Here is a 26,395-nt window from a genome sequence, read left to right as displayed (position 1 = left end):
CGGCTCCAGGGGTAAAAATCATAATTTCTTCTTGCGAGACGGACCGGGGCCTGCCTCTTCCAGCGTTGCGGGCAGCCCGGTTTTCCGGCCCCGACAACGCTGTATCCCTGCTGCAAAGCGCCGCCCGCAAGCGGCCTTTGCACCTTTCTTAGATAGCCTGACGCAAAGCCTGGGCCTTGTCCGTGGCTTCCCAGCTGAACTCGGGCTCGCTGCGGCCAAAGTGACCGTAGGCCGCTGTCTTGGTGTAGATGGGACGCTGCAGATCCAGCATTTCGATGATGCCGCGTGGGCGCAGGTCGAAATGTTGGCGAACCAGCTTGGCGATCTCGGTATCCGGGATCACGCCAGTGCCTTCAGTGTAGATGGTGATGTTGATAGGCTCGGCCACACCGATGGCGTAGCTCAGCTGCACCTGACACTGTCGGGCCAGACCGGCTGCCACAATGTTCTTGGCCACGTAACGCGCCGCGTAAGCAGCGGAACGGTCCACTTTGGAGGGGTCCTTGCCGGAGAAAGCACCACCACCGTGAGGGCATGCGCCACCGTAGGTATCCACAATGATCTTGCGGCCAGTAAGACCGCAATCGCCTTGAGGACCACCAATCACGAACTTGCCGGTGGGGTTCACCAGGAAGCGGGTTTTTTCGGTCAGCAGGTCCGAAGGGAAGCATGGACGAATGATGTGTTCGATCACGGCTTCGTGAATGTCTTTCTGGGACATTTCAGGAGCGTGCTGAGTGGACAGCACCACGGTGTCCACTTCGGTAGGACGGCCATCCACGTAGCGGAAGGTCACCTGGGATTTGGCGTCAGGACGCAACCAGGGCAGACGGCCATCTTTGCGCAGTTCGCTCTGGCGCTGCACCAGGCGGTGGGCGTACCAGATGGGAGCAGGCATCAGATCAGGGGTTTCGTCGCACGCGTAGCCAAACATCAGGCCCTGGTCACCAGCGCCCTGGTTCAGCAGCTCTTCAGGGCTGCGGTCCACGCCTTGGGCGATATCGGGCGATTGCTTGTCGTAGGCCACCAGAACGGCGCAGGACTTGTAATCAATGCCGTAGTCGCCATTGTCATAGCCAATGCGCTTGATGGTGTCACGGGCAACCTGGATGTAATCCACGTTGGCGTGCGTGGTGATCTCGCCAGCCAACACTACCAGACCGGTATTGCACAAGGTCTCGGCAGCAACACGTGCCTGAGGATCTTGCTCGAAAATAGCGTCCAGGATGGCGTCGGAGATCTGGTCGGCAACCTTATCGGGGTGGCCTTCAGAGACGGATTCGGAAGTAAAGAGAAAGTCGTTGTTGTTCACAGCGTAGCTTCCTTTAATAAGGGCTGATAATCAGCACGAGGTTGAACAAACTGCGTTGCACCTCGAAGCCAGCGATGTGGATACGATAGACGGGGCGCGACGCTTTAGCGGTTTATAGTGGGCAGCTTGCTGCCTGATCGCTCCGCAAGTTGTCGTTTAACTCAGCGATACAATCCATTTTAAGCGAAAATACGTATTTATTTCAGCAAAACTTCACATTAAAGGATTGCCTGGCCCATGCTAGCGGCACTTTTGCGTCTGATGGCTCGTCTGCCTTTACCCGTCCTGCATGGGCTGGGCAAGGGGATTGGACGACTGATTTACGCCTTTCCCGGACGCTATCGCCGCCGTCTGCAAAGCCACTGTCGGCAAGCGGGTTACGACTCCCCCGCATTTTTCCGGCAAGCAGCCGGACAAACCGGCGCCATGATCCTGGAAACACCGCGCGTCTGGCTGCATCCGCAAGCCTGTCTGGCCCGCTGCACCGTCGATAATGTGGCCTTGCTGGAGACCACCCATGCCGAAGGACGCGGCGTGCTGTATCTGACTCCTCACTTGGGTTGCTTTGAGATTACGGCACGTTATCTGGTGGGTTTAGGCCCACTGACCGTGATGTTCCGCCCACCACGCCAGGCCGTACTGGAACCCCTGATGGTAGAGTCGCGTGAACTGCCCGGCCTGCATGCCGTCCCCGCCAATATGAAAGGCGTGCGTGAATTTGTCCGCGCGTTTCGCAAGGGTGAATCGGTAGGCATGTTGCCCGACCAGGTTCCCAGTGGTGGCGATGGTGTGTGGGCGCCGTTTTTTGGCCGCCCTGCCCTGACCATGACGCTGGCTGGCAAGCTGGCCCGCCAGTCCAATGTGCCTGTTATTGTGACCGCTGCCGAACGCCTGCCAAAAGGGCGCGGCTGGCATATTCACACCTTGCGCCTGCCGGAGCCTTTGCCCGAAGACCCCACGGAGCTGGCCACCCTGATCAACGAATCCATGGAAAGCTTGATACGCCGTTTTCCCACGCAATACCTGTGGGGATACAACCGCTACAAGATTCCTCACGATGCGCCCCCTTTGCCTGGCGAAACCACCCCATGAGTTTTAATTCTTACCCACTGCTCAAATCCGTTTTCACCTACTTTGGCCGTGCCTCCGTACGCACGCGTCAGCGTTGGGGGGCCGTGCTGGGCGGACTGGTTCATCGCTTCGCCTCCCGCCGCCGTCACATTGTTCGCACTAACCTGGATTTGTGCTTCCCCGACACGCCAGAAAGCACACGCCGCGAATGGGAAAAACAGCACTTTCGCCTGCTGGCCCAATCCTATCTGGATCGGGGTCTGCTCTGGTTTGGTCTGCCCAGCACTATTCTGAACACTCTGCACCTGACGGGTGAAGAACACATCACTCAGGCCCTGGAGCAGGGCCGCAAAGTCATGCTGCTGGTGCCTCACTTTCTAGGTATGGATGCAGCCGGAACACGACTGTCCATGTCCATCCCGAATATGGTGGCCTTTTACACTCCCCAGCGCGACCCTCATGTGGATAGACTGATGTATGAAGGCCGCAGCCGCTTCTCCTCGGTAGACCTGGTTTCCCGCAAGGACGGTATTCGTGGCCTGATACGTGCCCTGCAAAATCGCCGACCTATTTACTACCTGCCTGATATGGACTTCGGCACCAAGGGCTCGGCCTTTATGCCCTTTTTCAATGTCCCGACTGCCACTTTGCTGTCCACCGCCCAGATTGCCCGCAATCAAGATGCCGTGGTCATTCCCGTGATTTCCCGCGTGGATGCCCAGACTGGTCACTACCATATTCAGGTGCTGGAACCCATGTCCGACTTCCCCGGCGAAGGCAGCCTGGAAGAAGCGACCGAGCGCATGAATGCCCTGATCGAAAAATATGTGCGCGAGGACCCGCCGCAGTATTATTGGGTGCATCGACGCTTCAAAACCCGACCTGAAGGTCAACCCGGCATCTACTAGGCCCATCATGCACCGTTCCACCGCCCCCCAGCCCGTCTCCTCCCTTTGGCGTTTCAGCAAAATGCACGGAGCGGGCAATGACTTTGTCATGCTGGACGGTGTGACGCAGCATATTGAACTGACACCGGAACGGGCCCGTGCCCTGGCCGATCGCCACTTCGGGATTGGTGCCGACCAGATCTTGCTGGTCGAAGCCGCCACCGAAGCAGGGGCCGATTTCCGCTACCGCATCTTCAATGCAGATGGCAGCGAAGTTGAACACTGCGGCAACGGCGCACGTTGCTTTGTCCGCTTTGTACACGAGCAGGGCCTGTCCTCGGCCAACCCTTTGCGGGCGCAAATTCGTACCGGCATCATCAGCCTGAATGACGACCCGCAACGCGGCGTGGATGTCATGATGGGCACCACCCGCTTTGCGCCTGCCGATGTGGGTTTTGACAATAAAGGTCTGGAAGCGCGCGACCAAGGCAACGACACGCTGTGGCTCTTGCCTGTGCCCGATCAAGCCGCCCCCGTCGCCCTGTCACTGGTCTCGATTTCCAATCCGCATGCCGTGCAGGTCGTGGACGATGTGAAACAGGCTCCGGTTGCCACGGTTGGCCCCTTCATCGAATCCCACCCCCGTTTTGCCCACAAGGTGAACGCGGGTTTCATGCAAATCGTCGACCCTCACCACATCAAGCTGCGCGTCTACGAGCGCGGAGCCGGAGAAACCCTGGCCTGCGGTACAGGCGCATGTGCGGCTGTGGTGGCGGGCATACGCCGGGGATTGCTCCAAAGCCCGGTTGTCGTTGATACTCGTGGAGGCAGTCTGCGCATTGAATGGGACGGACAGGCACTACGCATGAGCGGCCCGGCCCAAACTGTCTTTACCGGACAAGTCGATATCGATGCACTGTGTGCATCCTTAGCCAGAAAGGAAACCTTCTAGACATGGAAACCCCCAACAGCCTTAGCGCCGTGGAAGTGGCCCAGTTTTTGAAAGCCAACCCTGATTTCTTCGACGCGCACGCCGACGTTTTTTCCAAACTGATGGTGCCGCACCCGCACCAAAGCCGCGCCATTTCCCTGGGCGAGCGCCAGATCATGCTGCTGCGCGAGCGCGGCAAGAAAACCGAGCGCCAACTGGCCACGCTGGTAGCCAATGCCCGTGGCAATGAAAAGATCTCGCGCCAACTGCATCAATGGAACTGCCAGATGCTGGCCGAGTCCGATCCCGGCGCCCTCCCTGCCCTGATTTGCAGCAGCCTGGAACGCATTTTTGAAATGCCGGTTGTACGCTTGCACTGCTGGAATCCGGACGAGGTGCTGGCCGATGACGCCCTGGCCAGCTGGGCCTACACCTTGATCAATCCATATTGCGGCGTCCGACGCGAACAGGAGTTCCTGGCCGATTTGCAGCAAGACGCGCAATCGGTGGCCATTGTGCCCTTGAAGTTCCCCGAGTCGAACACCCTGTTTGGCCTGCTGGTTCTGGGCTCACCCGAAGCCACACGCTTTACCGCCGATATGGGTACGGACTTTCTGGAAGGCATTGGTGAGTTGTGCAGCGCCGCCCTGCAGCGCTTGCACAAGCCCAGCAGCGTTGATCAAAGCGAATGTCCGGCCTGAAGAAACAAGACCGCCCCCCTTCCGGGGACAAGCCCCACAAGCAGCCAGCCGCCCCCCAGGCCCTCAGCCCGGCCATGCAAAGCTGGCTGCATCAACTAAGCCATGAAAAACGCTATTCGGAACACACGCTCAGTGCGTACCGCAATGATCTGCGCCATTTGCTGGCGCAGTACCCAGGCACAGACCCCGACACACTGACTCAGAGCCAGTTGCGACAGGCCGCCGCCCGTTTGCATGCACAGGGCCTGGCACCGCGCAGCCTGGCCCGTATTCTGGCGGCCTGGCGTGGCTACTATCAATCACGCACCAAAGAGCTGGGTTGGCCCTTGAACCCGGCTACCAGCCTGAAGGCACCCAAGATAGGTCGTCCGCTGCCCAAGGCCTTGTCCGTAGACCAGACCCAGCAATTACTGGACCGCCCGACCGCTCCCATTCAGGACGACCCGGTCAGCTGGCGTAATCAGGCCATGTTTGAATTGTTTTATTCCAGCGGGCTGCGTTTGGCAGAGTTGGTCAGCCTGGACACGCACTATCACCAGGACACGCAATACCAGTCCAAAAGCTGGTTACTGCTGGATGATCGTGAGCTGGTGGTCAGTGGCAAAGGCGGCAAGACACGCCGCCTGCCTGTAGGCGAAAAGGCCCTGCTCGCCTTGCAGCAGTGGCTGGAAAAACGCCCAGCTTTAGCATCGCTGGCGACCAGTGCCGATGCCAGTGCCGCGCTGTTTCTAGGAGCCCGTGGGGCCCGCATTCACCCACGTGTCGTGCAGCAAGAGCTGGAAAACTACGCCCGTGCCAGCGGCCTGCCTGTGCATGTACACCCGCACAGCCTGCGCCACAGCTTTGCCAGTCATTTGCTGCAATCGGCACAAGACTTGCGAGCGGTGCAGGAGCTATTGGGTCACACCAATATTTCCACGACCCAGATTTATACCCGTCTGGACTTCCAGCATCTGGCCCAGGCTTACGATCAGGCCCATCCTCGGGCACAACGCAAAAACCGGGCCAGCGACAAGCCGGATGAATGAATCAGGGCTGCAAAGCCTTGATCAGTTGATCGGTATTCGAGCGCATCATGCCCAAATAGGTATCCACACCTGATCCGGGCGCACCCAGGGCGTCGGAATACAGAGTGCCGCCTACCTTCGCGCCGGTTTCTCTGGCCACTTGCTCGACCAGCTTTGCGCTAACCGTATTTTCTACAAAAATGGCCTGAATCTGCTCGCTACGCGCTTGCTGGATGATCTGTGCAATATCGCGTGCAGACGGCTCCGCCTGGCTGGAGACACCGACCAAGGGGATAAAACGGATGTCGTAAGCCTTGCCCATATAAGAGAAAGCATCGTGCGAGGTAATGACCTTGCGCTTTTCTACCGGCACTGCTTGCAGGCGGGTTTTGATGGAATCGTCCAGTTCCTGAAGGCGCTGCGCATAATCCTTGGCACGGCGCTGGTAGTACTCGGCATTGGCCGGGTCAGCCTGCTCCAGTCCTTTGCTGATATTGCGGGCATAGATCTGCGCCAGACCCAAACTTTGCCAGGCATGCGGGTCCTGACTGCCGTGCTGATGGCTATGGTCGTGGCCGCTAGGGTCTTTCTCATCGGCATGTTGATGATCTTGAGCGTGGTCATGCGCAGGCTCATGATCGTGGTCGTGGTCGTGGTCGTGGTCGTGGTCGTGGTCGTGGTCGTGGTCGTGGTCGTGGTCGTGGCCAGCATGGTCGTGCTGCCCGCCCTCAAAAGCCAAAGGCGTAATGCCTTCCGTCGCCACGACCTGTGGCCCCTGGTAGCCTGCGGCCTGCTGCAAGCGTGGCAGCCAGGTTTCAAATTCCAGGCCATTGATCACCAGCAACTGCGCGCTGGCCAGGGTCTTCGCATCGCTGGGGCGCGGCTCAAACGAGTGGGCATCCCCATTGGCAGGCACGATCGCGCTGGCCATGACCTTGTCGCCACCAATCTCCTTGACCATATCATTCAGGATCGAGAAGCTGCTGACCACTCGCAAAGGCTCTGCCTGTACCGACAGGCTGGCCGCCAGCAAGCCCAGGGCCAGCACCGTGCGGCCTGAATAAATGTCTCGCATTTTCATCAATCGTGCTCCAAGAGAGAGGCCATGCGCCGACGCCGTGCACGCCATTGGGAATAAGCACGCAGCAAACCGCCTTGGGGGCCAAGGGTGATAGAAAGAAAATAGAACGCGCCGGCCGCCAGAATAATCGCGGGCGAAGCCGGTACGTTGTAGTAATACGAGAACAGCAGCCCCAGATAGGCGCTGATCATGCCCAGCAAGGCCGCCACCAGCATTTGTCGACCTACGGAATACACCCAGAACCGGGCGGAGGCAGCGGGCAGCATCATGATCCCCACTACCATCAAGGTCCCCAGAACCTGGAAGCCAGCCACCAGCGTGATGACCAGCATGAACAAGAACAGCATGTGAACCACGGAACCGCGCCCGCCCTGGGTGCGCAGAAAGATCGGGTCCATGCACTCCAGCACCAGAGGTCGAAACACCAGGGCCAGAATAATCAGCGTGATCGTCGTGCTGCTGGTGACCAGCAGCAAAGATGCGTCATCCAGCCCCAGCACCGTGCCAAACAGCACATGAATCAAATCCATATTGGAGCCGCGCAGCGACACCAGCAGCACCCCCAGCCCCAGTGACACCAGATAGAAAGCCGCAAAACTGGCGTCCTCCCGTTGTGGTGTCAGGCGGGCCACCAGACCGGCCAGCAAGGCCACGACCAGGCCGGTAATCATGCCGCCTATGGCCATCGCACTTAAAGACAGGCCGGCCGTCAGAAAACCCACCGCCACACCGGGCAGGATGGCATGTGCCATCGCATCGCCCATCAGGCTCATGCGGCGCAGCACCAGAAACACACCCAAAGGCCCGGCCGCTGCGGCCAGGGCAAACGAACCGGCCAGCGCGCGCTTCATGAAACCAAAGTCCATGAAGGGGCCAAACAGCACATCAATCAGCGCCATCATAGGTAGTCCCCCGCACACAAATGGCGAGCCAGATGCAGGTTCTCCGGAGTCAGCACCGCCTCGGTTTCACCCCAGCCCACCACCTGCCCGGCAAGCAGCACGGTTTGCGGAAAACAGCTACGCACCATATCCAGATCATGCAGCACGGCCATCACGGTACGGCCCTGTTGGTGCCAGTCCAGAATCAGCTTCATCAATTCATCCGAGGTTGCCCGGTCCACTGCGGCAAAAGGCTCGTCCAGCAAGAGGATCTGGGCGTCCTGCATGATCATGCGGGCAAACAAGGCGCGCTGTAACTGACCACCCGACAAGGTGCCAATGGAGCGACGCGCAAAGTCGGCCAACCCCACCTGCTCCAGCGCATGGCCAATGCGTTCGTGCTCTGCTTTGGGAAAACCGCCCCAGGCTCCAACGCGCTTCCAGGCTCCCATAGCGACCAGGTCATGAACCGTTACCGGAAAGCTTTTGTCCAGATCGCCCATTTGCGGCAACAAGGCCAGTTGATCCAGAAAACCGCTATCGACCGCAATGCGCCCTTTCAGGGGATTGATCTGCCCGGTCAGCCCTTTGAGCAAGGTGGATTTACCGGCACCGTTGGGCCCGACGATGGCCGTCAAGGAGCCTCGGGTAAAACAGCCGCTGATATCACGCAGGGCGATTTTGTCTTTCCAGCCCAGCGCGACATGATCGAGTTCGATCAGGGTTTGATTGGATGTCATGCCCTTACCACGCGCCCAATGCCCAGGCGGTCAGCAGCCACAGGGCTCCTGCCACGCACAAAGCGCCCAGTACGCGCTGCCCGGCCGAGGCCAGCAAGAGCGAACGGCGCGGCGCCGGACTACGGGAAGTCGAGGAAAATTGAGAACAGGACATGAAACAGGGATAATGCGGCTAGATTGGGAATTTAATTTTTCCAAAGATGTTATAACATAACAAACACCCTATCAAGCGCCATGCCTGTACATATTCTTACGCCCAACGCCATTGAAGATCAGCTTGCTACCGCTGAACAGCTCTGTCTGGAACGCGGTAAACGGCTGACTTCAATTCGCCGCCAGGTGCTGGAAATCCTGATTCAGGCCCAGCGCAGTTTGCGCGCCTACGAACTGCTGGATCTGGTTCGCGAGTTTCAACCCGGCGCCAAGCCCCCTACCGTTTACCGCGCCCTGGACTTTCTGACTGAAGAAGGTCTGATCCACCGTCTGGATGCCGTCAATGCCTGGACGGCCTGTGTGGATGCCGGTGGCCACCCCCACGATTTGCTGATTGTCTGCACCCAGTGCGGCACCGTGGTGGAACTGTGCGCCCCGGACCTGAGCCAAAGGCTGGCTGACTGTGTGCGCGGAGCAGGCTTTGCCCTGTCCGGCCACGAAACTGAATTGCGCGGCCTGTGCCAACGTTGCGTTGCGGCTAAAAACGAGCGAAAACCCTTATCTGCCCCCTAAAACGTGGTATTTTGCCGCCAATCAGTATATATTCCCCGATCTATTGGCAAACCTCTGTGAATTTTTACAGATCACCGTTTGCCCAACAGGCAAGGCTGTGATGTAATCGCACGTTGTTTTCGTGCGGAGCAGATGGGTGCAGGAAGCCGCGGTTGGTGCCGTGCCTTGTACCTTTCGCCCGCCACTGCGAGGCATGTTTATGAACGCGGCATCAGATCTGAAAAACATGGTTCCAGTCACTGTTCTGACTGGTTTTTTGGGCGCTGGCAAAACCACGCTGCTCAAGCGCATCCTGAGCGAATATCACGGTCGACGCATTGCCGTCATCGAAAACGAGTTCGGGCCTGAAGGCATCGACAATGAATTGCTGGTGCAAGATTCCCAGGAAGAAATCGTCGAGCTGAGCAACGGCTGCGTATGCTGCACCGTGCGTGGCGACCTGATGCGCACCCTGAACGATTTGCGCGTACGCCGCCAGGCGGGCGAACTGAAGTTCGAGCGCGTCATCATCGAGACCACCGGCATGGCTAACCCCGGCCCGGTCTGCCAGACCTTCTTCATGGACGATGATATTGCCGACTACTATCGGCTGGACGCGGTCATCACGGTAGTGGATGCCAAACACGGCATGGCCACACTGGACCAACAAGAAGAAGCCCAAAAACAGGTTGGTTTTGCGGACCGCTTGCTGATCTCCAAAAAAGATCTGGTCAACGATGTGGATTACGAGGCCCTGCGCGCCCGTCTGGTCCGCATCAACCCGCGAGCCACGATTACGCCGGTTCACTTCGGTGAAACCGACATCAAGGATTTGCTGGAAGTCAGCGGTTTCAACCTGAATTCCATTTTGGACATTGATCCACAATTCCTGGCAGAGCAGCACCCCGATGCGGCAGACGGCCATGATCACCACCACGATCATGCCCATGGCGATGACGACGAGTGCGGTCCGGGCTGCGGACACGATCACCATCATCATCACCACCAGCACGCCGCTCACAACGACGAGATCGGGGCTTTCGTGTTCCGTTCGGACCGTCCTTTCGACCCCGAGCGTCTGGAAGACTTCCTGTCGGGCATTGTCCAGGTATTTGGACCAGATCTGATGCGCTACAAGGGCATTTTGTATCTGAAGGGCATCAATCGCCGTATGCTGTTCCAAGGCGTACACATGATGATGAGCGCCGAGCCTGGCAATGCCTGGCTGGCCAAAGATAAAAAAGGCACCAAGCTGGTCTTTATTGGCCGCAAATTGCCACAAGACATATTCACCCAGGGCCTGGAGAATTGCCTGGTTTGAATTAATTATTCAGTAAATGCGGAGCGATTGCGCGTGACGACAGTTACAGGCTCCCAGACGTCAACAAGAGGTAAGCATCATGGCAACTAAGTCACATGACAGTACTACAACCCTGCTGACCGAGCAGGAGCTTTTGGCGATGCCTGAGTCAGACTACATGAACGCCGCCCAGCTGGGGTTTTTCAAGCACCGCTTGCGCCAGCTGGAGCAAGACATTCTGGCCAATGCGGGTGCCACAACGGAAAACCTGCGTGAAACCCAGTTCGTTCCTGACCCGGCTGACCGTGCCACGATCGAAGAAGAACACGCTCTGGAGCTGCGCACCCGCGATCGCGAACGCAAGCTGCTCAAGAAAGTGCAACAGTCCATCGCCCTGATCGATTCGGGCGAATACGGCTGGTGTGAGGAAACCGGCGAGCCTATCGGCCTGCCCCGTTTGCTGGCACGTCCTACGGCTAACCTGTCTCTGGAAGCCCAGGAGCGTCGCGAGAAGCGTCAAAAGATGTTTGGGGATTGATAGGCTGCCACGCCCATCACCCTGATAAAAAGCCCGCCCGATCATTCTGGCGGGCTTTTTTGTGGAGTCTGACCCGTCCGGAATTACGCTGACGCTTTTTCCCCGTATTGAAGAACAGTCAACTGAGACAGGAAATTCGATACGACCAACACGGTTTTCAGGAACGACGCTCAGTCGGTAAAAACTTCCTGCTGTCATGCGCTTGAAATTTCCGACCCGACCCCCAGATGGGAACCTTAAAGGAAGGAAATCATGGAACAATTTCACGCCACTACTATTGTCTGTGTACGCCGCGGAGATCAGGTCGCCATTGGCGGCGATGGTCAGGTCACCCTGGGCAATATTGTCATCAAGGGCACGGCCCGCAAGATTCGCCGTTTGTACAACGACAGCATCCTGGCCGGCTTTGCCGGTGCGACGGCCGACGCATTCACCTTGCAAGAGCGCTTTGAAGCGAAGCTGGAAAAGCACCAGGGCAACCTGCTGCGCGCCGCCGTCGAACTGACGCGCGACTGGCGCACCGACCGCGTTCTGCGCCGTCTGGAAGCCATGCTGCTGGTGGCGGACAAGGAGCACACGCTGGTGCTGACCGGCAATGGCGACGTGCTCGAACCCGAACATGGCCTGGCCGCCATCGGCTCGGGCGGCTCCTATGCCCAATCTGCCGCCATGGCCTTGCTGCAAAACACCGATATGGCTCCTGCCGACATCGTCAAGAAATCGTTGGAGATCGCAGGTGATCTGTGCATCTACACCAACCAGAACCATATCGTCGAAACACTCTGACAGCCGGATACACCACCATGTCTACACCTAATATGACTCCCGGAGAAATCGTCTCCGAACTGGACAAGCATATCGTTGGCCAGGGCAAGGCCAAGCGCTCCGTGGCCGTGGCCCTGCGCAATCGCTGGCGCCGCCAGCAGGTTGCCGAGCCCCTGCGCAGCGAAATCGTCCCCAAGAACATTCTGATGATCGGCCCCACCGGCGTGGGTAAAACCGAAATCGCCCGTCGTCTGGCCAAGCTGGCCAATGCCCCTTTCATCAAGGTCGAAGCCACCAAGTTCACGGAAGTGGGCTATGTAGGCCGCGACGTTGAAACCATCATCCGCGATCTGGTGGATATTTCGGTCAAGCAAACCCGCGAAGTCGAAATGCGCCGTGTGCGCACCCAGGCCGAGGAAGCGGCTGAAGACCGCATTCTGGACGTGCTGGTGCCGCCCTCGCGCGATGCCCACGGTCAGCCCCAGCGTGAGGACAACTCTGCCCGTCAGGTGTTCCGCAAGCGCCTGCGTGAAGGCAAGCTGGACGATACCGAGATTGAAATCGAGATGGCCCAGGCCATGCCTCGCATGGAAATCATGGCCCCTCCCGGCATGGAAGAGATGACCGAGCAACTGCGCGGCATGTTCTCCGGTATGGGCCAGGAAAAAACCAAGGCTCGCAAGCTGACGGTCAAGGAAGCCTTCAAGCAACTGACCGAAGAAGAAGCGGCCCGTCGCGTCAATGAAGACGATTTGCGCACGGCTGCAGTGGCCAACGCCGAGCAGAACGGCATTGTGTTCCTGGACGAGATCGACAAGATCACCGCACGTGGCGAGAGCCAGGGCAGCGGCGGCGATGTGTCCCGCCAAGGCGTGCAGCGCGACCTGCTGCCTTTGGTAGAAGGCACGAACGTCACCACCAAATACGGTGTAGTGCGTACCGACCACATTCTGTTCATTGCCTCGGGCGCGTTCCACCTGTCCCGCCCATCGGATCTGATTCCTGAACTGCAAGGCCGTTTCCCTATCCGTGTAGAACTCGAATCGCTGAGCGCCCAGGATTTTGTACAGATTCTGTCGACCACGGACGCCTCGCTGACCAAGCAATACGCCGCTTTGCTGGGCACCGAAGACGTGCAACTGGATTTCCGTCCCGACGGTATCCAGCGTCTGGCCGAGCTGGCCTTCGAAGTCAACGAGCGTACCGAGAACATTGGTGCCCGTCGCCTGTACACCGTCATGGAAAAACTGCTGGAAGAGCTGTCCTACAGCGCTGGCAGCCACGGTGAACAAAGCGTGGTCATTGATGCGGACTACGTGAACAAGCAGCTGCAGGAAACTGCAGCCAGCCAGGATCTGGCACGCTACGTGCTGTAAGTTCAGCACTAGATCCAACGCTTGTTCCGCTTATTGCCGGACACGAAAAAGGGGCAGATTTTTCTGCCCCTTTTTCCATTCTTGGTCGGGTAAGAACCAACACCGTACCAAGCAGGCGACCACAGCCAGGTTTTCAACAAGCTCCGACTTGGCAAAACGAATCAAGCTTGCTGATCGTCAGATCGCCAAACAATTCCGCCGACCAGAGCATACTGACGGCTCCCCTGCACAGGACATAAAAAAAACCGGGCGAACCCGGTTTTTTCCACTTGCTGAATCCGCCTTATTTGCTGATCTTGGTAACCACGTATTCGCCACCGTCGCGCTTGGCGGTGAATTTCACCTTGTCGCCCGGTTTGATATTGGCCAGCAAGGCGGGATCAATTTTGTACACCAATGTCATGGCGGGCAGCTCCAGGTCGCTGATCTCACCATGCTTGATGGTAATTTTACCGGCCTCGGCATCCAGTCGGCGCACTTCACCCGAAGCACTGGCTTCCTGAGCCTGGGCGACCACGACATAAGCCGAGCCAGCCACCACACCCAAAGTCCCCAAGGCCAAAGCTGCGCTTCGTTTCGTCCACGTCATTTTTCACTCCTGCAAATTGGGCAGAGCCAGACAATTAGCTCATAATGCCTATTTTCGGACGCCTGATGCGTCTGTTTCCGATCAAGCATAACGCTAAACCTTTGCAAAAGCATGAGCGAATTTATTAAAGGGTATGTGCTGCGTCCAGCCACCCCCGCAGACATTCCGGCCATTTTGGGCCTGATGCGCGATATGGCCGCCTTTGAGAAACTGGAGCATATTTTCAAGGCCAGCGCCGAGTCGCTGCGCAACAGCTTCTTCTCTGATGAGCCCAGCGCCTACTGTCTGGTGATCACGCCTGAAGATCAGCCCGAGACACCAATTTCTTACATTATGTGGTTTTACAACTACTCCAGCTTCCTGGATCGCCGCGGCATCTATCTGGAGGATTTGTATATAGACCCGGCCCACCGCAAGCACGGTCTGGGCGCGGCTGCCCTGCGCCATCTGGCTCAAATGGCTGTGGCCCAGGGCTGTGGTCGTCTGGAATGGGTGGTGCTGGACTGGAACCAGAACGCCATCGACTTCTACAAGTATCAGGGCGCTCAGGTGCTGGAAGACTGGCGCGTAGTACGCGTCACTGGTGATGCCCTGGTCAATATGGCCCAGGGCACCCCTACCCCTGTCGACAACTAAGACTCCATTATGTCCACACGACTTTCCATTATCAGTACCCGCACCGGCGACGATGGTACGACGGGTTTGGGCGATGGCAGCCGCCTGCCCAAAACCGCTCCCCTGATTCACGCCCTGGGCGATGTGGATGAGCTGAACAGCCATATTGGTGTTCTGCGCAGCATGGCGCTGCCCGAGGCCATCGATACCCTGCTGTCTGACATCCAGCACGACTTGTTCGATATGGGGGCTGAGCTGTGCATTCCTGGCCATCAGGTCATAGGCAGCACGCATGTGGAACGTCTGGACCAGGCGATTCGTCACTACAACGAGCCTTTGGGCATACTCAAAGAGTTTATTTTGCCCGGTGGCAGCCCCGCCGCAGCGCAAACGCATGTGCTGCGTTGTGTGGCGCGACGGGCTGAACGCAGCGTCGTGGCGGTGCCATCAGAGTCTTTGCCGCAGGATGGCCCGCGCTTGTATCTGAACCGCTTGTCGGATTTGTTGTTTGTGCTGGCGCGTACCTTGAACCGCCATGCAGGCCGCTCTGACGTGCTGTGGGAACCCAAGCGACACGAGCAGAAAAAGGACTGATAGCCCGCATCGCTGCGAAGCGACAGCGACTATAAGAATAGGGCCCTGCTTGGCAGGGCCCTATTTATTTTCAGGCAGGATCAATACGAGTGATATCCGCAAACTTCAGCGCAGGCTGATCCGTAGGATCTTCGTACACCTGCCATTTCAAGGACAGGCTACCCACCTGGATATCGACGGTCGCCAAGGTATTTTCCGCGTCACTATCGGCCGGATCACAACGCCAGATCGGAAACTCCGCATGGTGCTGATCTGCCAGCACCTTCAAAGGATCCAGCTCGGCTCCGGCTTGCGCCAGCAACTCATCCCCACGCTCCTGTCGCAGCTCGGACGAACGGGTAATGCGCTGCTCAAATCCCTGCATGGACGGGTGCAAGGCATGGTTGGCATGCAAACGGTTCTGCTCGATCGTCTGCACGGACACGGCCTCGGCACTGAATTCCACGCTCAGCAAGCGCGGATCGCCACGCTGGGCCAGACTCAAGTGGAACGCCCCGGAACGTGGGTGATCCTGCAAGATGCCTACCGCCTGATCCAGATCGGGCTGATCCAGCATGGCGCGGGTCAGGACCATGCGCGGCACACCGGGGGCCACGTGACGGGCCCGCACATTATTCACGGTCATGGCCAAACCGGCCTGGGTCACGGCAAAGCTGTGACCGGGCAAGGAGGCAGGGTAAAGAAAGGAGACAAAGGACATGCCGCTGTCGGGGATGAATTTGGCCACCCCGCAGTAACCGGCAAACCCTGGATCACCATCTTCGTTATGCACCAGACGAGGTTCGCCTTGGGCGGGCATTTGCACGGTAGTGCAACCATCGGGCGCCATGGCCCACAAGTCGCCCCGGCAATTCCACAGGAAAACGTCTTCAAAGGGGAGCTCCAGGCCCAATGCCAGGCCCTGGAGCTCGGTCCATATTCGGGGGAAATAGCGCTCGGTGTACTGAGCCAGCTGGCTGGCTACCGCCGTCCCCTTCGATTGCATGATGCCTTGCCATGCTGCTGAGTTCAGCAAATAGGCATGCACTGCGGGGGCTCCGAAACGTCCCAAAGAATGGCCAATTTCTTTGGGACCACCACTTAACTCCAGATAGGACAACTTAGCCATTGCGTCTATTTCCAGTAGGCACCGGACTGGTGCAATTGATTTTCAACCAACTCAATACCGCTGACAGCACGACTGCCCGCCTTGGCCAGAACCTGCTCCAGCAAGACCTCCACCAGCGCCTGTGCAGCAACCAGAGAAGGGAAAAAAGACGGACTGTCGGTTCCAAACAATAATGTGGCATCTGCCTGCTGCGCAATAGGGGCAAGCAAGCTGTCGCAAATCGCCAGAATTTGTGCATCTGCCTGTCTGGCCGCTCCATGCGCCAGCACGGCTTCCTGCGAGTACGGTGCAAAACCGAACAGAACCAGCACATCGCCCTTTTGCAGCGCCCGCAAATCCATATCCAGAGTGCCGGACTCGCCACGCAACAAGCCAATCGAGGGCCGGAACAGACGGTACTGGTAATGAAAGGAAAAAGCGGGGGCAAACGAGGCTCGAAACCCGGCGACAAACACCCGCTTGGCCTTGTTCAGCAGTTCCACAGCCTGGGGGAGACGCGCTTCGTTCACCTCGCGCAGCAGCGCCAGATTATCCATTTGCGCGGTCAGCGTCTGCGCCAGACGATCTTCCTTGTTTCGATTACGCACCACCGCCCTAGCCTGATCGGCATAGCGCCGGACGCCCTGACCATGCAGGGCCTGGGTGAACACGGCCTTGAATTCTGCCCAACCGCCAAAGCCCAAAGACTGGGCAAAGCGCAGCAAGGTCGCAGGCTGCACCTGTGCCTGCGCAGCCAACTGCCGCATGGACATCAAGGGCACCTGATCCGCGTGATCAAGCACATAGCGTGCGCTTTGCTGGAACTGCGGCGACATGGTGGCAAACGCTGCCTGGATACGCTCGGTCAGGGTGCTCAAGGAGTTCATGGGCCAACACGCTTCAAAAGGGGACACCAAGTATATATCGGGCGCAAATGCAGTCTGGGCGCAACAGTGAGGCCTTTATCCACCTGCTCCGACAAGCCAGTGATGATTTATTTGTTGAAAGTATTATTATATATTCAACATACGTTGAAAATCTTTTCGGGCCTACTTTCCGGATCTGCGCCATGACACACGTCTTTCATCGCAACCCCAAACAAACCTTGCCCTACGCCGTCGAAGGCGATGGCATCCACATTGTGGACAGCAATGGCAAGGCCTATATAGACGCCAGTGGTGGCGCGGCTGTGTCCTGCCTGGGCCATAGCCACCCCGTCGTGATCGCTGCCATCAAGCAGCAGCTGGACCAGCTTGCCTACGCCCACACCTCCTTTTTCAGCAGCCAGGCCGCCGAGGATCTGGCAGATTTTCTGACCAGCCGATCCCCCGGTGATCTGGACCATGTGTACTTTCTATCCGGTGGTTCCGAGGCCGTGGAAGCCAGCCTGAAGCTGGCGCGGCAATATTTTGTGGAAATTGGCCAGCCCGAGCGACATATTTTCATCGCACGTCGTCAGAGCTATCACGGCAATACGCTGGGTGCCCTGGCCATTGGCGGCAATGAGTGGCGCCGCAAACCGTTTCTGCCTTTGCTAGCTCCAGCCCAGCATGTCTCGCCCTGCTATCCCTACCGCGATCAGCGCAGCGACGAAAGCGCCGAGCAATATGCCGACCGCCTGGCCCAGGAATTGGACGACATGATTCAAAGCCTGGGTCCCCAGAATGTGGCTGCCTTTGTCGGGGAAACTGTGGTGGGTGCAACCGCGGGTGCCTTGGCTCCGGTAGGCGACTACTGGAAGAAAATCCGCCAGGTCTGCGACAAGCACGGTGTGCTGCTGATTCTGGATGAGGTCATGTCCGGCATGGGGCGCACCGGCTATCTGTTTGCCTGCGAGGAGGACGGTGTGGTGCCGGACATCATGGCCATTGCCAAGGGTCTGGGAGCTGGCTATCAGCCTATTGGCGCGATGCTGGCCAGCGACCGGATTTATCAGGCCATCCTGAATGGCTCGGGCTTTTTCCAGCACGGCCATACCTATATGGGTCACGCCACGGCCTGCGCCGGCGCTTTGGCCGTGCAACAAGTGATTGAGCAAGACCAGTTGCTGGAAAACGTCCGTCAACGCGGCGAGCAATTGCGTCGGGAACTGCATCAGGCTTTGGACAGCCATCCCAATGTGGGTAATATACGCGGCCGTGGTCTGTTTGTCGGCGTCGAACTGGTACAAGACAAGGCCAGCAAGCAAGCGCTGGACCCTGGCCTGAAAACCCACGCCAAGATCAAGCAGCATGCATTTTCCCAAGGTTTGATGCTCTACCCTATGGGGGGCACAATAGATGGGGTTCATGGCGACCATATTTTGCTGGCACCGCCCTTTATCTGCACCGAGTCCGACATTCACGAAATCGTGAAACGACTGACGCAAACCATAGAGCACATCCTGCCCCGTTAAACCCGTCTTGCAGAGCGTCGCACAGGCCATCAGCATGCGCTGCGCCTATCAAGAAACGCTCTGCGGATTGCCCTGCGGCAAGCCCGCCGCAAGCAGACCGCTTACATAAAGGAGAATCATGGCCCGCCTACCCTATGCTGACCTGACAGCCCCCGATGCTGCCCCATTGGTAGAACAGATCATTGCCGAGCGTGGCAGCGTCCTGCACCTGTACCAGATGCTGCTGCACAGTCCACCCATTGCGCAAGGCTGGCTGAATCACCTGACCGGCATACGCCACAACAGCAGCCTGCCGGGAGATCTGCGCGAGCTGGTCATCATGCGCGTCGCCCTATTGAACCGCGCCCCTTACGAGGCTGATCAACATGCCCCTATCGCGCTGGCAGAAGGCCTGAGCCAGGCCCAGCTGGATGCCCTGCCCGACTGGCAGGACTCGGATGTGTTCACGCCCATCCAGTGCGCTGTGCTGGCCTACACCGATGCCATGACCCTGAATGTGCAAGTGGAGCCCACCGTTTTTCAGGACGTACGCCAGTATTTCGATGAACGACTGACGGTTGAGCTGACCGCCACCATCGCTACCTACAATATGGTGTCGCGCTTTCTGGAAGCCTTGCACATCCATTCCGACGACTCACGTTAAAACGGCATCCTGAGCACATCCGTCCGGCTGCCTCCCAGGCGCCCCGCCAGAAACTCCACGAACAAACGCAGTTTGGGAGGCAAATGGCGGGTGGGCGGATACAAGGCCCACAAGGCACCGCAATACTGAGTGCGGAACTCCCAGTCGGCCAGCACACGCACAATACGCCCTTCCTGCTCCGGCTCCTTGGCCACAAAGCAGGGCAAACTGCCTATCCCCAAACCCCGCTCTACCGCATCCAGACGCACGCCCGTATGGTTGGCAGCATACCGCCCGCTAACCGACACATTCAGCACCCGCCCGCCTTTATTGAAGCGCCAGCGTGAATCGCTGGGCGCCTCGCCCAGATAGATGCAGCTATGTTCACGCAACTGCTGAGGATGCACGGGCAGGCTGTGCTCGGCCAGATACGCCGGGCTGGCGTACAGTCCATGCCGAATATCAGTCAGATGACGGCCCATCAAACCGGGTGGTGGCTGATCCGTGATGCGTATCGCCAGATCCAGTTGATCGTCAATCAAGTCTGCGTAGCGATCATCCAGATTCATCAGCACATTCACTTTGGGGTGCGCCGCCAGGAAATCCGGCATATGCGGATGGATCAGAAAATGCCCCACGGCCTTGGGGACACTCAAACGAATCTGCCCCTCCGGCTCGGTCTGGAACTGCCCCGAGATCTCCATCGCGGCCTGGGCGCAGGACAGCATGTCACGGGCATGCTCGTAAATCGCCTGACCACTATCGCTTAAGCGCAACTTGCGCGTCGTGCGCTGCAATACCCGCGTCCCCAGGCCTTTCTCCAGACGCGCAATGGAACGGCTGACTGCCGACGGGGTATAGCCAAGTTGGCGAGAGGCTTCAGAAAAACTGCCTGTCTCCACCACTTTGACAAAAACCACCATATCGCTCATCAGGGAAGTGAGATTATTTGTGCTCATAGGGAATAAATTATTTCAATGAATTGCAATTATCAGGACTGCCCACTATGCCTACAATGCCTTAAAACCAACCTACAGGTAATAAAATGCAAGATAAATTATATTTGACTAGCAATAGCCTTACCTGCATAGCGGAAATCCTGGAGTGTTATCACTCCGAAAATGAACGCTATGCTATCAGGCTGGATAAAACCTTATTTCACCCCCAAGGCGGGGGCCAGCCTTGCGACAAAGGCACGATAAATGGGCATGAGGTCCTGCATGTGGCTCAAAACCGTGATGGCCATGTGCTGCACTACCTGCATGTGCGCCTGCCTCTGGGGCCCGTAGAACTGCATATTGATCGTGCCCATCGGCTGGAACACGCCCGCCTGCACACGGCAGGTCACATGATTGGTCATCTGGTTGAGCGCATAGGCTGGCAGGCGGTAAAGGCGCACCACTGGCGGGGCGAGTCACGTGTGATCTTTCGCAACCCCAAAAATGCCCTGCCTCCTTTCCTGGATGATTTATCGAATCGCTGTGCCGAGCAGATTCAATTGGCCCAGCCCATTTCCATCAGTTTTCAGGAAGGACGCCGCCAGGTAGCGATTGGCTGCCTGGGGCAATATCCCTGCGGCGGCACGCATGTTGAAAATACATCCGAATTAAATGGACTGAAAATAGTCCGTATCAAAAACAAAAAAGATGAATTGAGCGTTCATTATGAAATGATGGATTAATAAATAATAAAAACCAAGGCGATTTATTAGTTCTGGCTATTATCGGAAAAGAAAAAAAATTCTTTTAAAACCCCAAAGGGAAGTGAGATATGTATTTAGAGACCGAACGATTGCAGACTGAGCATATGCAGTCTCTGTTGAATGGCGAACTGCTGGCTATCCGCCTTTCCCGCTTCATTGATGCGCCCACCTCACAAAAGCTGGGCGAGCAAATCATAGATAAAGGCTTTGATCGCTATGTGAACGCCCCCAGCATCGGCCGCATTGGCATGGCTTTTTACGAAGCTGAAAACCAGCCTGAACGCATGGCCTCTTACTTCGAGGGGGTTTTTGACAATATCGACGAACTGCGTCGCCGTTGCGCTCCCTACCTGTCCCCGATTGATGTGCTGCGTTGCACGCTGGACGAAGTCTGGCCTGCCGGAGCCACGCTGGAGACGCTGTACGGAAAAAAGATGTATGTGGGTTTGTCGCGCGTGGTGCAGCCCGATGTGCACTTTCTGGCGCATCACGACATTTTGGCCAAGGACGCTCCCGGTAATTACCAGGCCATCAGTCTGCAAGGACAGTTGGCCGCCAATGTCTATTTGAAAATGCCTGAACAAGGAGGTGAACTGCAAATCTGGCAAACCGAACTGAGCCCGAATGAATTTGATGAAATGCGTGGCGACAGCTACGGCATTCATCCTGATTTATTGGGCGCCCCCGAAGTACAGATACGCCCCGGTCCGGGCGATCTGATTATTTTCAATTCTCGCAAAATGCATGCCGTCACCCCCGGCAAGGGCGATTTACGCCTGAGCCTGTCTTGCTTTGTGGGATATCGCGGCCCGGCCATGCCGCTGACCTTTTGGAGTTAATGTGTTGCAAACCTATTGGCCAGAGTTCGCTACTCTGGCTTTGATTCATTTTTTGGCCGTTATTGCCCCTGGACCTGATTTTGCTGTCACCATCCGCCAAAGTGTGCGACTAGGCCGCCAGGCCGGTATTGCCACTGCCATTGGCATTGGCGCCGGAATCTCCGTGCATGTGATCTATACCTTGATGGGCGTGGGCGCCCTGCTGCACTCCACCCCTTGGCTGATGAGTGTGGCCGAGGTATTGGGCGGTACTTACCTGCTGTATATAGGCTGGGGATTTTTACGCCAGGCCAGCACACCCATGGAAGTGAGCCTGGGCCAGTCCGACGATGGCAAGCCCGCTGCCGTCAGTGTGCGCCAGTCCTTGACGCTGGGCTTCATGACCAATGCCACCAACCCCAAAGCCACGCTGTTCTTTCTGGCGGTGTTCACCACCGTGGTCAGCGCCAGCACACCGTTGACGACCCAGATGCTCTACGGCGTCTGGATGTGTCTGGTCAATGCGGGCTGGTTTATTGTGGTCAGCCTGATCTTTACCAATCCCCGCGTACGTCAGCGATTCCTGCGTATGGGGACCTGGTTCGAGCGTGTGACGGGCGTCCTGCTGCTGGGCTTCTCACTGCGTCTGCTGGTTCATGCAGGACAACGCATCCTGCTCTAGGCCTGCATGGGAGCGCCGCCAGGACTTGAGTTCACTAAAATCCTGGCGATGCTCAGCCACATCACAAAAAAATCCCGTCCTTTTCTGAAGGGCGGGATTTTTTGCATTTAGATCATGGACTCACCTGTCTTGCGGGCTCTGCGCCAATCACGAATCAGATTGCCAACCAGCAAGATCAGAATGATGGCCGACATCACCGGCCAGACCAGAAAGTAAATCGTCATAAGCATAGTGTTCTCCTTTTAGCTGCTTGTCTCATGCCCTCAGGCACGAGCCGAGGCCGGTTCGCCTTGTTGTGGTTCACGAGCTTTCTGCTTGCTCGCTGCGGGCGTGTCGTCGTAGTGAAACGACTGCACACGCTCGGCAAGCACAGAGAAATCAAAACGTTCCTGACTACGCAAGCTGATCGCCACACACACCACCGCGCTGACACCGTAAGCCGTCAAGGAACCCAACAAAACAATGTACTCACGCAAGAAACCGATGAAGTTGGGCAAAAGAATCGCTGTGGCAATCACCCCCACCGCAATCGCAATACGGCTGCGGAAGAATGCAAAAGCCATCAGGCCGGCAACCACACCACCACCAATCGAAGCGGTCACTTCGTAGAACACCGCCACCACACCTTCGATAGGAATCAGCTCAAAACGCACGATCGTGAACAGCACGACGGCACACAAGACCGACCAGCTAAAGGCCTTGTTGGTCACACGATCCCAGTAGAAGCTGACGATGACCGGGAACACAATCGCGCCCCACAAGGCACCCACAAACACCAGCATCACCAGAATATCCAGACGCAGGCTGGCGAAGATCACGCCCACCATCGTGGCAACCACCATGGTGATACGGCCCCACCACAACATGCGAGCTGGTTTTGGACGGCCACGGGCAATGTTCTTGGCGTAAATGTCCGTCATCATGATGGCCGACAGCGCAGCCAGGTCCGAGTCCGCCGTGGAGGACAAGGAGCCCACCACCAGGATGAAGAACAGGGCAATGCCAAATGGCGGCAAGTAAGTGGACGCCATCTGCGGGATGATGTTGTTCATGTTTCCATCCACAGGCTGCAAGCCGGTGAACAGAGCCAGCAGACCCAACATGCCCAGACCAATCACCACGGCACCGTAGCCAATGGTAGCGGTCAGGAAAGTGGGTTTGATCAGGTCCTCGCGTACGGCAAACAAACGCTGGGCGATGGTCTGATTACCAATCGCGTAAGCCAGTACCGCCACAAAGTAGGGCGCACCCTGCTCCAGAATCGCCTTGGTGGAATAGAAGTTGGCTTGCTCGGCGTCCAGACGCCACCAGTTGGCCTGCACCATCTCCGGGCCACCGGCGTTAAAGAAGATCAACGGAATAATGACCACGGCCGACAAAATCATGGCAACCAGTTGGGCAAAGTCCGTCATCACCGAGGCGCGGAACCCCGACCACAAGGTGTAGGACAAGACACCCAGACCCGCAATCAGCACACCTTGAATAAATGTCAGAGGGCTAAGGATCGAGACCAACGCACCCGCGGCGGTGAAGTTCACCATCAGGCTGATACCACTGCCCACCACGTTGGAAATCGCCATAATCATCTGGCTGGACGAGCCGTGCCGTGCATGCAGCACTTCGGCCAGGGTGTGTGCCTGCGGCGCCAGCTGGCGAAAGCGTCGCCCGAAGGGGTAGATGAACAGAATCATCAAGGCACCCCATAGCCCGTAATGCAGGGGACCGGACAGGCCGTACTTGTAGCCCGACGTTGCGCTGGCGTAGAACGACGCCGCCCATACCCAGGTGGCAATCATGCTGGCCGCTGACAGGCCAAACCCCACCGCACTGTTGGATACCATGTATCCGTCCACGTTTTCTTTCTTTTGACCGATCATGAGCGACATCAGGAATGTCGCGCCATAAAAGCCAACCAGCAACAATATGGCCGTTGTGGTTGAAAGCGTAAAAAACTCCGCCTCTTGCATGTCTTTTCCCTTTCTCTTCTGCGTTCGGGCTCCCTACAGGCAGCCTTGTTCGCATGCGTGCCGATTCCGCAGTAACGCGCTGGGCGGCACCGGTCCCAGGACCAGAACCGAAGCACCTAAACCGAACGCGCGCACAAACGCCCCCGCCCTTGGCAGACGCCAAAGCGGGAAAAAAGCAAGACACAGCGCAAAGTGCCTCACATTACGGCGAGTCTGCGGGCCTTACAGCAAATAAACATGGCCAGAGACAAGCCGCTCTGTTGCAGGCCGATGTCGTGTGAGACAGTCGGCTGGTTGTTCCGCGACCCAAGGGCCGGGCAAGGTGTTTCGGGCTAAAGCCGGGTTGTTGTGCAACAACCTGTTGAAGAACGGGCCGCCATTTTTTTATGCAATTTTGTCGCACCTGAACGGCCTGTTCGAGAAGCTGATTCAATGAACCAGAGCCATCAATTATACATATTTAAAATTTAAGGGTATATATCATGCTGTTTCAGCATCGAAAAAGGGCTTTCAAGCCCTTTTCGAATCATTCATAGACCTCGTCATTGCTCAGGCTCACGCGTGCCAGCTCCTGACACGCAGCGGGCACTTTGCCCACAAAAGCGTAGCCTTCCCCGCGTACTGAACGGATGGGCAGTTCCTCGCCCATAGCCGTTAATTTGCGTTTCAGGCGACTGATCAAAACGTCCACAGAACGGGCAGTGGCCTCCCGCCCTTCCTCCAGCGGAAAAAGACGATCGCGTTCTACAGTTTGGGGGCTGACTGAGAAGAGAACCTGGACAATACGCCGCTCGCCACGGGTCAACATGACCGAGTGACCTCTGGGCGTGATCATGGTCCAGCCGTTCTCCATCAAATCCCAAAGCAGGGACTCTGGTTCCTGCTCAGGCTTGCGAACGGTCGTGCCTGTTTTGACAGGCTCCGCAAAAGAGCCTCGCAAGCTTTGCTGCAAGGCATAACCACGCCGACGCAAGGCCTGCACGCAGGCCACCACTTCCACCGGCAAGGCATCTTGATCAAAGCAGGCATCAGCCCCGGCAAGCAGCAAATGCCCGCGCTCCAGGCCGGCCATTTTGTCGCGCCGCACAACGATGACGCCGGCGGCAGGAAAATCCATACGTAAACGGTTGATGTGTAAAAAAACGTTGTCTGCCTGACACACTAAAGCGAACACCATCTCCGCCCCGGCAGCATGTGCTTGCGACAAGCACTGCTCCATCGTCTCTACCGTCTGGACCCTTACCCCCCACTGCTCCGACTCCAAAGCGATCTGCTGCAAACTAGCCTTGTCGTCATACAACAGAAAAATCTGTTCTACCGTCATAGTCCTCACCCTTGCTGGCCCTATTAGGCGCTTTATGTTTTTTTTACCCTTGGACCTGCCTTAACAAACGCTGTGCTGCTGCGTCGTCAGGCATGGACAGATAAATAGCTCCCTGCTTCAAGGGCTCGCCAATTCGGGCGACCTGTGCCACTTGATCTTCCATGACCAAAACCAGCAAGGCTCCCACATTACCAGAGCTGGCCTCGGCCAACTTACGCGCACCCAAAGAATTCAGTTGGAATCGAACAAGGTGTTGTCCCTGATCGGTACGCAAGGACGCCACACGCGTCAAATCGCTGCGCTGCACAACAACTTGCGGATACAACCACAAGGGTCCTTGCGGCCCCTGCACCTGTACCAAACCGGGGATGGCCTCTCCCATCCCCACATAGAAATCCACTTGAGGAAACTGCACCGAGCGCTGTGTCTGGGATGCCAGAAAACTGCGCGTGCCATCATCACCTTCCTGCTCATAATTGCTGGCCAGTGCAGGCGGGCTCAAATCCGCTCCTCCCCCTGCTGTCGTGGTCTGGCACCCGGCCAGTAAAAACAGCATCATGCCAATAGCCGTGCCCAGTACTGCTTGCCCTGTTTGACTACGCTTTGTCGCCATATTCACTCTCCGCTTTGACCCGTACCCGTGGTCTCTTTCAAGACGCCAGGCACGGCCCGTCAAAAAGGGCCGCGTGCCAAGGCACGCGACCC

The 26,395-nt window shown here is 57.4% G+C and carries 31 protein-coding genes; 17 read left to right on the top strand and 14 right to left on the bottom strand.

Annotation, left to right across the window (positions count from 1 at the left end; translation table 11 throughout):
• Window positions 1–148: 148 nt before the first annotated feature.
• Entirely contained in the window at window positions 149–1,312 is a 1,164-nt protein-coding gene (gene metK, locus DUD43_RS02120) for a methionine adenosyltransferase (RefSeq protein ID WP_026484120.1), read from the bottom strand.
• A 237-nt stretch (window positions 1,313–1,549) separates the two neighbouring features.
• On the opposite strand from metK, the gene DUD43_RS02115 reads away from it, so the two are divergent.
• From DUD43_RS02115 to DUD43_RS02095, 5 genes are read left to right on the top strand one after another with little or no spacing between them, the layout of a single operon-like run.
• Window positions 1,550–2,404, top strand: coding sequence for a lysophospholipid acyltransferase family protein (locus DUD43_RS02115; RefSeq protein ID WP_153228954.1), 855 nt, complete (start codon window positions 1,550–1,552; stop codon window positions 2,402–2,404).
• Window positions 2,401–3,291, top strand: coding sequence for a lysophospholipid acyltransferase family protein (locus DUD43_RS02110; protein ID WP_153228953.1), 891 nt, complete (start codon window positions 2,401–2,403; stop codon window positions 3,289–3,291). Before DUD43_RS02115 ends, DUD43_RS02110 begins: the two co-directional genes overlap by 4 nt.
• A 7-nt stretch (window positions 3,292–3,298) precedes the next feature.
• Window positions 3,299–4,222, top strand: a complete 924-nt coding sequence (gene dapF / locus DUD43_RS02105; RefSeq protein WP_153228952.1) for a diaminopimelate epimerase — start codon at window positions 3,299–3,301, stop codon at window positions 4,220–4,222.
• A 2-nt stretch (window positions 4,223–4,224) separates the two neighbouring features.
• The gene (locus DUD43_RS02100) at window positions 4,225–4,902 is read left to right on the top strand and encodes a DUF484 family protein (protein ID WP_153228951.1); all 678 of its coding nucleotides are present in this window, start codon (window positions 4,225–4,227) and stop codon (window positions 4,900–4,902) included.
• On the top strand, window positions 4,890–5,930 hold the full coding sequence (locus tag DUD43_RS02095; RefSeq protein WP_153228950.1) for a tyrosine recombinase XerC: 1,041 nt from the start codon (window positions 4,890–4,892) through the stop codon (window positions 5,928–5,930). The genes DUD43_RS02100 and DUD43_RS02095 overlap by 13 nt, the downstream gene beginning before the upstream one ends.
• Window position 5,931: 1 nt before the next feature.
• On the opposite strand, the gene DUD43_RS02090 is transcribed toward DUD43_RS02095, so the two are convergent.
• From DUD43_RS02090 to DUD43_RS19085, 4 genes are read right to left on the bottom strand one after another with little or no spacing between them, the layout of a single operon-like run.
• Complete coding sequence (locus tag DUD43_RS02090; protein WP_153228949.1) at window positions 5,932–6,990, bottom strand: metal ABC transporter substrate-binding protein; 1,059 nt, start codon at window positions 6,988–6,990, stop codon at window positions 5,932–5,934.
• Window positions 6,990–7,889, bottom strand: coding sequence for a metal ABC transporter permease (locus DUD43_RS02085; protein WP_153231512.1), 900 nt, complete (start codon window positions 7,887–7,889; stop codon window positions 6,990–6,992). The genes DUD43_RS02090 and DUD43_RS02085 overlap by 1 nt, the downstream gene beginning before the upstream one ends.
• Window positions 7,889–8,611, bottom strand: a complete 723-nt coding sequence (locus DUD43_RS02080) for a metal ABC transporter ATP-binding protein (protein ID WP_153228948.1) — start codon at window positions 8,609–8,611, stop codon at window positions 7,889–7,891. Before DUD43_RS02080 ends, DUD43_RS02085 begins: the two co-directional genes overlap by 1 nt.
• A 4-nt stretch (window positions 8,612–8,615) precedes the next feature.
• Window positions 8,616–8,765 (bottom strand): hypothetical protein, encoded by a 150-nt coding sequence (locus DUD43_RS19085; protein ID WP_194273430.1) that lies wholly within the window; start codon window positions 8,763–8,765, stop codon window positions 8,616–8,618.
• 80 nt (window positions 8,766–8,845) lie between these two features.
• Between DUD43_RS19085 and DUD43_RS02075 the strand changes: the two genes are divergently transcribed.
• From DUD43_RS02075 to hslU, 5 genes are all read left to right on the top strand, one after another.
• Window positions 8,846–9,337, top strand: coding sequence for a Fur family transcriptional regulator (locus DUD43_RS02075; RefSeq protein ID WP_009462608.1), 492 nt, complete (start codon window positions 8,846–8,848; stop codon window positions 9,335–9,337).
• 199 nt (window positions 9,338–9,536) lie between these two features.
• Entirely contained in the window at window positions 9,537–10,637 is a 1,101-nt protein-coding gene (locus DUD43_RS02070; RefSeq protein WP_153228947.1) for a CobW family GTP-binding protein, read from the top strand.
• A gap of 79 nt (window positions 10,638–10,716) precedes the next feature.
• Window positions 10,717–11,154 carry an RNA polymerase-binding protein DksA gene (gene dksA / locus DUD43_RS02065; RefSeq protein ID WP_153228946.1) on the top strand — a complete coding sequence of 146 codons (438 nt, stop codon included), beginning with the start codon at window positions 10,717–10,719 and terminating at the stop codon, window positions 11,152–11,154.
• Window positions 11,155–11,406: 252 nt separating this feature from the next.
• Complete coding sequence (hslV, locus tag DUD43_RS02060) at window positions 11,407–11,940, top strand: ATP-dependent protease subunit HslV (RefSeq protein WP_009462614.1); 534 nt, start codon at window positions 11,407–11,409, stop codon at window positions 11,938–11,940.
• Window positions 11,941–11,957: 17 nt separating this feature from the next.
• Window positions 11,958–13,295, top strand: coding sequence for an ATP-dependent protease ATPase subunit HslU (hslU, locus tag DUD43_RS02055; protein WP_153228945.1), 1,338 nt, complete (start codon window positions 11,958–11,960; stop codon window positions 13,293–13,295).
• Between the two features lie 283 nt (window positions 13,296–13,578).
• Here hslU and DUD43_RS02050 read toward each other — a convergent pair whose 3' ends face one another.
• Window positions 13,579–13,884 (bottom strand): copper-binding protein, encoded by a 306-nt coding sequence (locus tag DUD43_RS02050; RefSeq protein WP_153228944.1) that lies wholly within the window; start codon window positions 13,882–13,884, stop codon window positions 13,579–13,581.
• Between the two features lie 111 nt (window positions 13,885–13,995).
• Here DUD43_RS02050 and DUD43_RS02045 point away from each other — a divergent pair, with 111 nt between their 5' ends.
• Together DUD43_RS02045 and DUD43_RS02040 are read left to right on the top strand one after the other, a co-directional pair.
• Window positions 13,996–14,520, top strand: coding sequence for a GNAT family N-acetyltransferase (locus tag DUD43_RS02045; RefSeq protein WP_153228943.1), 525 nt, complete (start codon window positions 13,996–13,998; stop codon window positions 14,518–14,520).
• A gap of 9 nt (window positions 14,521–14,529) precedes the next feature.
• Window positions 14,530–15,093: a cob(I)yrinic acid a,c-diamide adenosyltransferase gene (locus tag DUD43_RS02040; protein ID WP_153228942.1), complete on the top strand. Its 564-nt coding sequence runs from the start codon at window positions 14,530–14,532 to the stop codon at window positions 15,091–15,093.
• Between the two features lie 70 nt (window positions 15,094–15,163).
• Here DUD43_RS02040 and DUD43_RS02035 read toward each other — a convergent pair whose 3' ends face one another.
• Both DUD43_RS02035 and DUD43_RS02030 read right to left on the bottom strand, forming a co-directional pair.
• Window positions 15,164–16,201 (bottom strand): C45 family autoproteolytic acyltransferase/hydolase, encoded by a 1,038-nt coding sequence (locus DUD43_RS02035; protein WP_153228941.1) that lies wholly within the window; start codon window positions 16,199–16,201, stop codon window positions 15,164–15,166.
• A gap of 5 nt (window positions 16,202–16,206) precedes the next feature.
• On the bottom strand, window positions 16,207–17,067 hold the full coding sequence (locus tag DUD43_RS02030) for a MurR/RpiR family transcriptional regulator (RefSeq protein WP_153228940.1): 861 nt from the start codon (window positions 17,065–17,067) through the stop codon (window positions 16,207–16,209).
• Between the two features lie 182 nt (window positions 17,068–17,249).
• Between DUD43_RS02030 and DUD43_RS02025 the strand changes: the two genes are divergently transcribed.
• Window positions 17,250–18,575, top strand: a complete 1,326-nt coding sequence (locus DUD43_RS02025; RefSeq protein ID WP_153228939.1) for an aspartate aminotransferase family protein — start codon at window positions 17,250–17,252, stop codon at window positions 18,573–18,575.
• Between the two features lie 118 nt (window positions 18,576–18,693).
• Window positions 18,694–19,218 carry a carboxymuconolactone decarboxylase family protein gene (locus DUD43_RS02020; RefSeq protein ID WP_153228938.1) on the top strand — a complete coding sequence of 175 codons (525 nt, stop codon included), beginning with the start codon at window positions 18,694–18,696 and terminating at the stop codon, window positions 19,216–19,218.
• Here DUD43_RS02020 and DUD43_RS02015 read toward each other — a convergent pair.
• Window positions 19,215–20,156 carry a LysR family transcriptional regulator gene (locus DUD43_RS02015; protein WP_153228937.1) on the bottom strand — a complete coding sequence of 314 codons (942 nt, stop codon included), beginning with the start codon at window positions 20,154–20,156 and terminating at the stop codon, window positions 19,215–19,217. The two genes, DUD43_RS02020 and DUD43_RS02015, sit on opposite strands and share 4 nt — an antisense overlap.
• A 194-nt stretch (window positions 20,157–20,350) precedes the next feature.
• Complete coding sequence (locus DUD43_RS19190; RefSeq protein ID WP_228125872.1) at window positions 20,351–20,557, bottom strand: hypothetical protein; 207 nt, start codon at window positions 20,555–20,557, stop codon at window positions 20,351–20,353.
• Between DUD43_RS19190 and DUD43_RS19185 the strand changes: the two genes are divergently transcribed.
• The 3 genes from DUD43_RS19185 to DUD43_RS02000 all read left to right on the top strand — a co-directional run bounded on the left by DUD43_RS19185 (window position 20,546) and on the right by DUD43_RS02000 (window position 22,399).
• A complete protein-coding gene (locus DUD43_RS19185; protein WP_228125871.1) occupies window positions 20,546–20,878 on the top strand; it encodes a hypothetical protein in 333 nt (110 codons plus the stop codon). The two genes, DUD43_RS19190 and DUD43_RS19185, sit on opposite strands and share 12 nt — an antisense overlap.
• A gap of 89 nt (window positions 20,879–20,967) precedes the next feature.
• Entirely contained in the window at window positions 20,968–21,738 is a 771-nt protein-coding gene (locus DUD43_RS02005) for a 2OG-Fe(II) oxygenase (protein ID WP_153228935.1), read from the top strand.
• A 4-nt stretch (window positions 21,739–21,742) separates the two neighbouring features.
• On the top strand, window positions 21,743–22,399 hold the full coding sequence (locus DUD43_RS02000; protein ID WP_153231511.1) for a LysE family translocator: 657 nt from the start codon (window positions 21,743–21,745) through the stop codon (window positions 22,397–22,399).
• Window positions 22,400–22,506: 107 nt separating this feature from the next.
• On the opposite strand, the gene DUD43_RS19180 is transcribed toward DUD43_RS02000, so the two are convergent.
• The 4 genes from DUD43_RS19180 to DUD43_RS01985 form a co-directional block, all read right to left on the bottom strand.
• Complete coding sequence (locus tag DUD43_RS19180) at window positions 22,507–22,629, bottom strand: putative transporter small subunit (RefSeq protein WP_221080497.1); 123 nt, start codon at window positions 22,627–22,629, stop codon at window positions 22,507–22,509.
• 33 nt (window positions 22,630–22,662) lie between these two features.
• Complete coding sequence (locus DUD43_RS01995; RefSeq protein WP_153228934.1) at window positions 22,663–24,366, bottom strand: sodium:solute symporter family protein; 1,704 nt, start codon at window positions 24,364–24,366, stop codon at window positions 22,663–22,665.
• A gap of 526 nt (window positions 24,367–24,892) precedes the next feature.
• Window positions 24,893–25,690, bottom strand: coding sequence for a winged helix-turn-helix domain-containing protein (locus DUD43_RS01990; protein WP_153228933.1), 798 nt, complete (start codon window positions 25,688–25,690; stop codon window positions 24,893–24,895).
• A 43-nt stretch (window positions 25,691–25,733) separates the two neighbouring features.
• Complete coding sequence (locus DUD43_RS01985; RefSeq protein ID WP_153228932.1) at window positions 25,734–26,303, bottom strand: SecDF P1 head subdomain-containing protein; 570 nt, start codon at window positions 26,301–26,303, stop codon at window positions 25,734–25,736.
• Window positions 26,304–26,395 lie beyond the last annotated feature (92 nt).

It is taken from the genome of Alcaligenes faecalis (assembly GCF_009497775.1).
Lineage (GTDB): Bacteria > Pseudomonadota > Gammaproteobacteria > Burkholderiales > Burkholderiaceae_B > Alcaligenes > Alcaligenes faecalis_D.
This window is presented reverse-complemented; position numbering and strand designations above follow the sequence as displayed.

Excerpts from the sequence above, each read along its gene's own strand:
- DUD43_RS02115 (WP_153228954.1), top strand. The coding sequence starts at position 1,550 with ATGCTAGCGGCACTTTTGCGTCTGATGGCTCGTCTGCCTTTACCCGTC.
- DUD43_RS02110 (WP_153228953.1), top strand. The coding sequence starts at position 2,401 with ATGAGTTTTAATTCTTACCCACTGCTCAAATCCGTTTTCACCTACTTT.
- dapF (WP_153228952.1), top strand. The coding sequence starts at position 3,299 with ATGCACCGTTCCACCGCCCCCCAGCCCGTCTCCTCCCTTTGGCGTTTC.
- DUD43_RS02100 (WP_153228951.1), top strand. The coding sequence starts at position 4,225 with ATGGAAACCCCCAACAGCCTTAGCGCCGTGGAAGTGGCCCAGTTTTTG.
- DUD43_RS02095 (WP_153228950.1), top strand. The coding sequence starts at position 4,890 with ATGTCCGGCCTGAAGAAACAAGACCGCCCCCCTTCCGGGGACAAGCCC.
- DUD43_RS02090 (WP_153228949.1), bottom strand. The coding sequence starts at position 6,990 with ATGAAAATGCGAGACATTTATTCAGGCCGCACGGTGCTGGCCCTGGGC.
- DUD43_RS02085 (WP_153231512.1), bottom strand. The coding sequence starts at position 7,889 with ATGGCGCTGATTGATGTGCTGTTTGGCCCCTTCATGGACTTTGGTTTC.
- DUD43_RS02080 (WP_153228948.1), bottom strand. The coding sequence starts at position 8,611 with ATGACATCCAATCAAACCCTGATCGAACTCGATCATGTCGCGCTGGGC.
- DUD43_RS19085 (WP_194273430.1), bottom strand. The coding sequence starts at position 8,765 with ATGTCCTGTTCTCAATTTTCCTCGACTTCCCGTAGTCCGGCGCCGCGC.
- DUD43_RS02075 (WP_009462608.1), top strand. The coding sequence starts at position 8,846 with ATGCCTGTACATATTCTTACGCCCAACGCCATTGAAGATCAGCTTGCT.
- DUD43_RS02070 (WP_153228947.1), top strand. The coding sequence starts at position 9,537 with ATGAACGCGGCATCAGATCTGAAAAACATGGTTCCAGTCACTGTTCTG.
- dksA (WP_153228946.1), top strand. The coding sequence starts at position 10,717 with ATGGCAACTAAGTCACATGACAGTACTACAACCCTGCTGACCGAGCAG.
- hslV (WP_009462614.1), top strand. The coding sequence starts at position 11,407 with ATGGAACAATTTCACGCCACTACTATTGTCTGTGTACGCCGCGGAGAT.
- hslU (WP_153228945.1), top strand. The coding sequence starts at position 11,958 with ATGTCTACACCTAATATGACTCCCGGAGAAATCGTCTCCGAACTGGAC.
- DUD43_RS02050 (WP_153228944.1), bottom strand. The coding sequence starts at position 13,884 with ATGACGTGGACGAAACGAAGCGCAGCTTTGGCCTTGGGGACTTTGGGT.
- DUD43_RS02045 (WP_153228943.1), top strand. The coding sequence starts at position 13,996 with ATGAGCGAATTTATTAAAGGGTATGTGCTGCGTCCAGCCACCCCCGCA.
- DUD43_RS02040 (WP_153228942.1), top strand. The coding sequence starts at position 14,530 with ATGTCCACACGACTTTCCATTATCAGTACCCGCACCGGCGACGATGGT.
- DUD43_RS02035 (WP_153228941.1), bottom strand. The coding sequence starts at position 16,201 with ATGGCTAAGTTGTCCTATCTGGAGTTAAGTGGTGGTCCCAAAGAAATT.
- DUD43_RS02030 (WP_153228940.1), bottom strand. The coding sequence starts at position 17,067 with ATGAACTCCTTGAGCACCCTGACCGAGCGTATCCAGGCAGCGTTTGCC.
- DUD43_RS02025 (WP_153228939.1), top strand. The coding sequence starts at position 17,250 with ATGACACACGTCTTTCATCGCAACCCCAAACAAACCTTGCCCTACGCC.
- DUD43_RS02020 (WP_153228938.1), top strand. The coding sequence starts at position 18,694 with ATGGCCCGCCTACCCTATGCTGACCTGACAGCCCCCGATGCTGCCCCA.
- DUD43_RS02015 (WP_153228937.1), bottom strand. The coding sequence starts at position 20,156 with ATGAGCACAAATAATCTCACTTCCCTGATGAGCGATATGGTGGTTTTT.
- DUD43_RS19185 (WP_228125871.1), top strand. The coding sequence starts at position 20,546 with ATGATTGGTCATCTGGTTGAGCGCATAGGCTGGCAGGCGGTAAAGGCG.
- DUD43_RS19190 (WP_228125872.1), bottom strand. The coding sequence starts at position 20,557 with ATGACCAATCATGTGACCTGCCGTGTGCAGGCGGGCGTGTTCCAGCCG.
- DUD43_RS02005 (WP_153228935.1), top strand. The coding sequence starts at position 20,968 with ATGTATTTAGAGACCGAACGATTGCAGACTGAGCATATGCAGTCTCTG.
- DUD43_RS19180 (WP_221080497.1), bottom strand. The coding sequence starts at position 22,629 with ATGCTTATGACGATTTACTTTCTGGTCTGGCCGGTGATGTCGGCCATC.
- DUD43_RS01995 (WP_153228934.1), bottom strand. The coding sequence starts at position 24,366 with ATGCAAGAGGCGGAGTTTTTTACGCTTTCAACCACAACGGCCATATTG.
- DUD43_RS01990 (WP_153228933.1), bottom strand. The coding sequence starts at position 25,690 with ATGACGGTAGAACAGATTTTTCTGTTGTATGACGACAAGGCTAGTTTG.
- DUD43_RS01985 (WP_153228932.1), bottom strand. The coding sequence starts at position 26,303 with ATGGCGACAAAGCGTAGTCAAACAGGGCAAGCAGTACTGGGCACGGCT.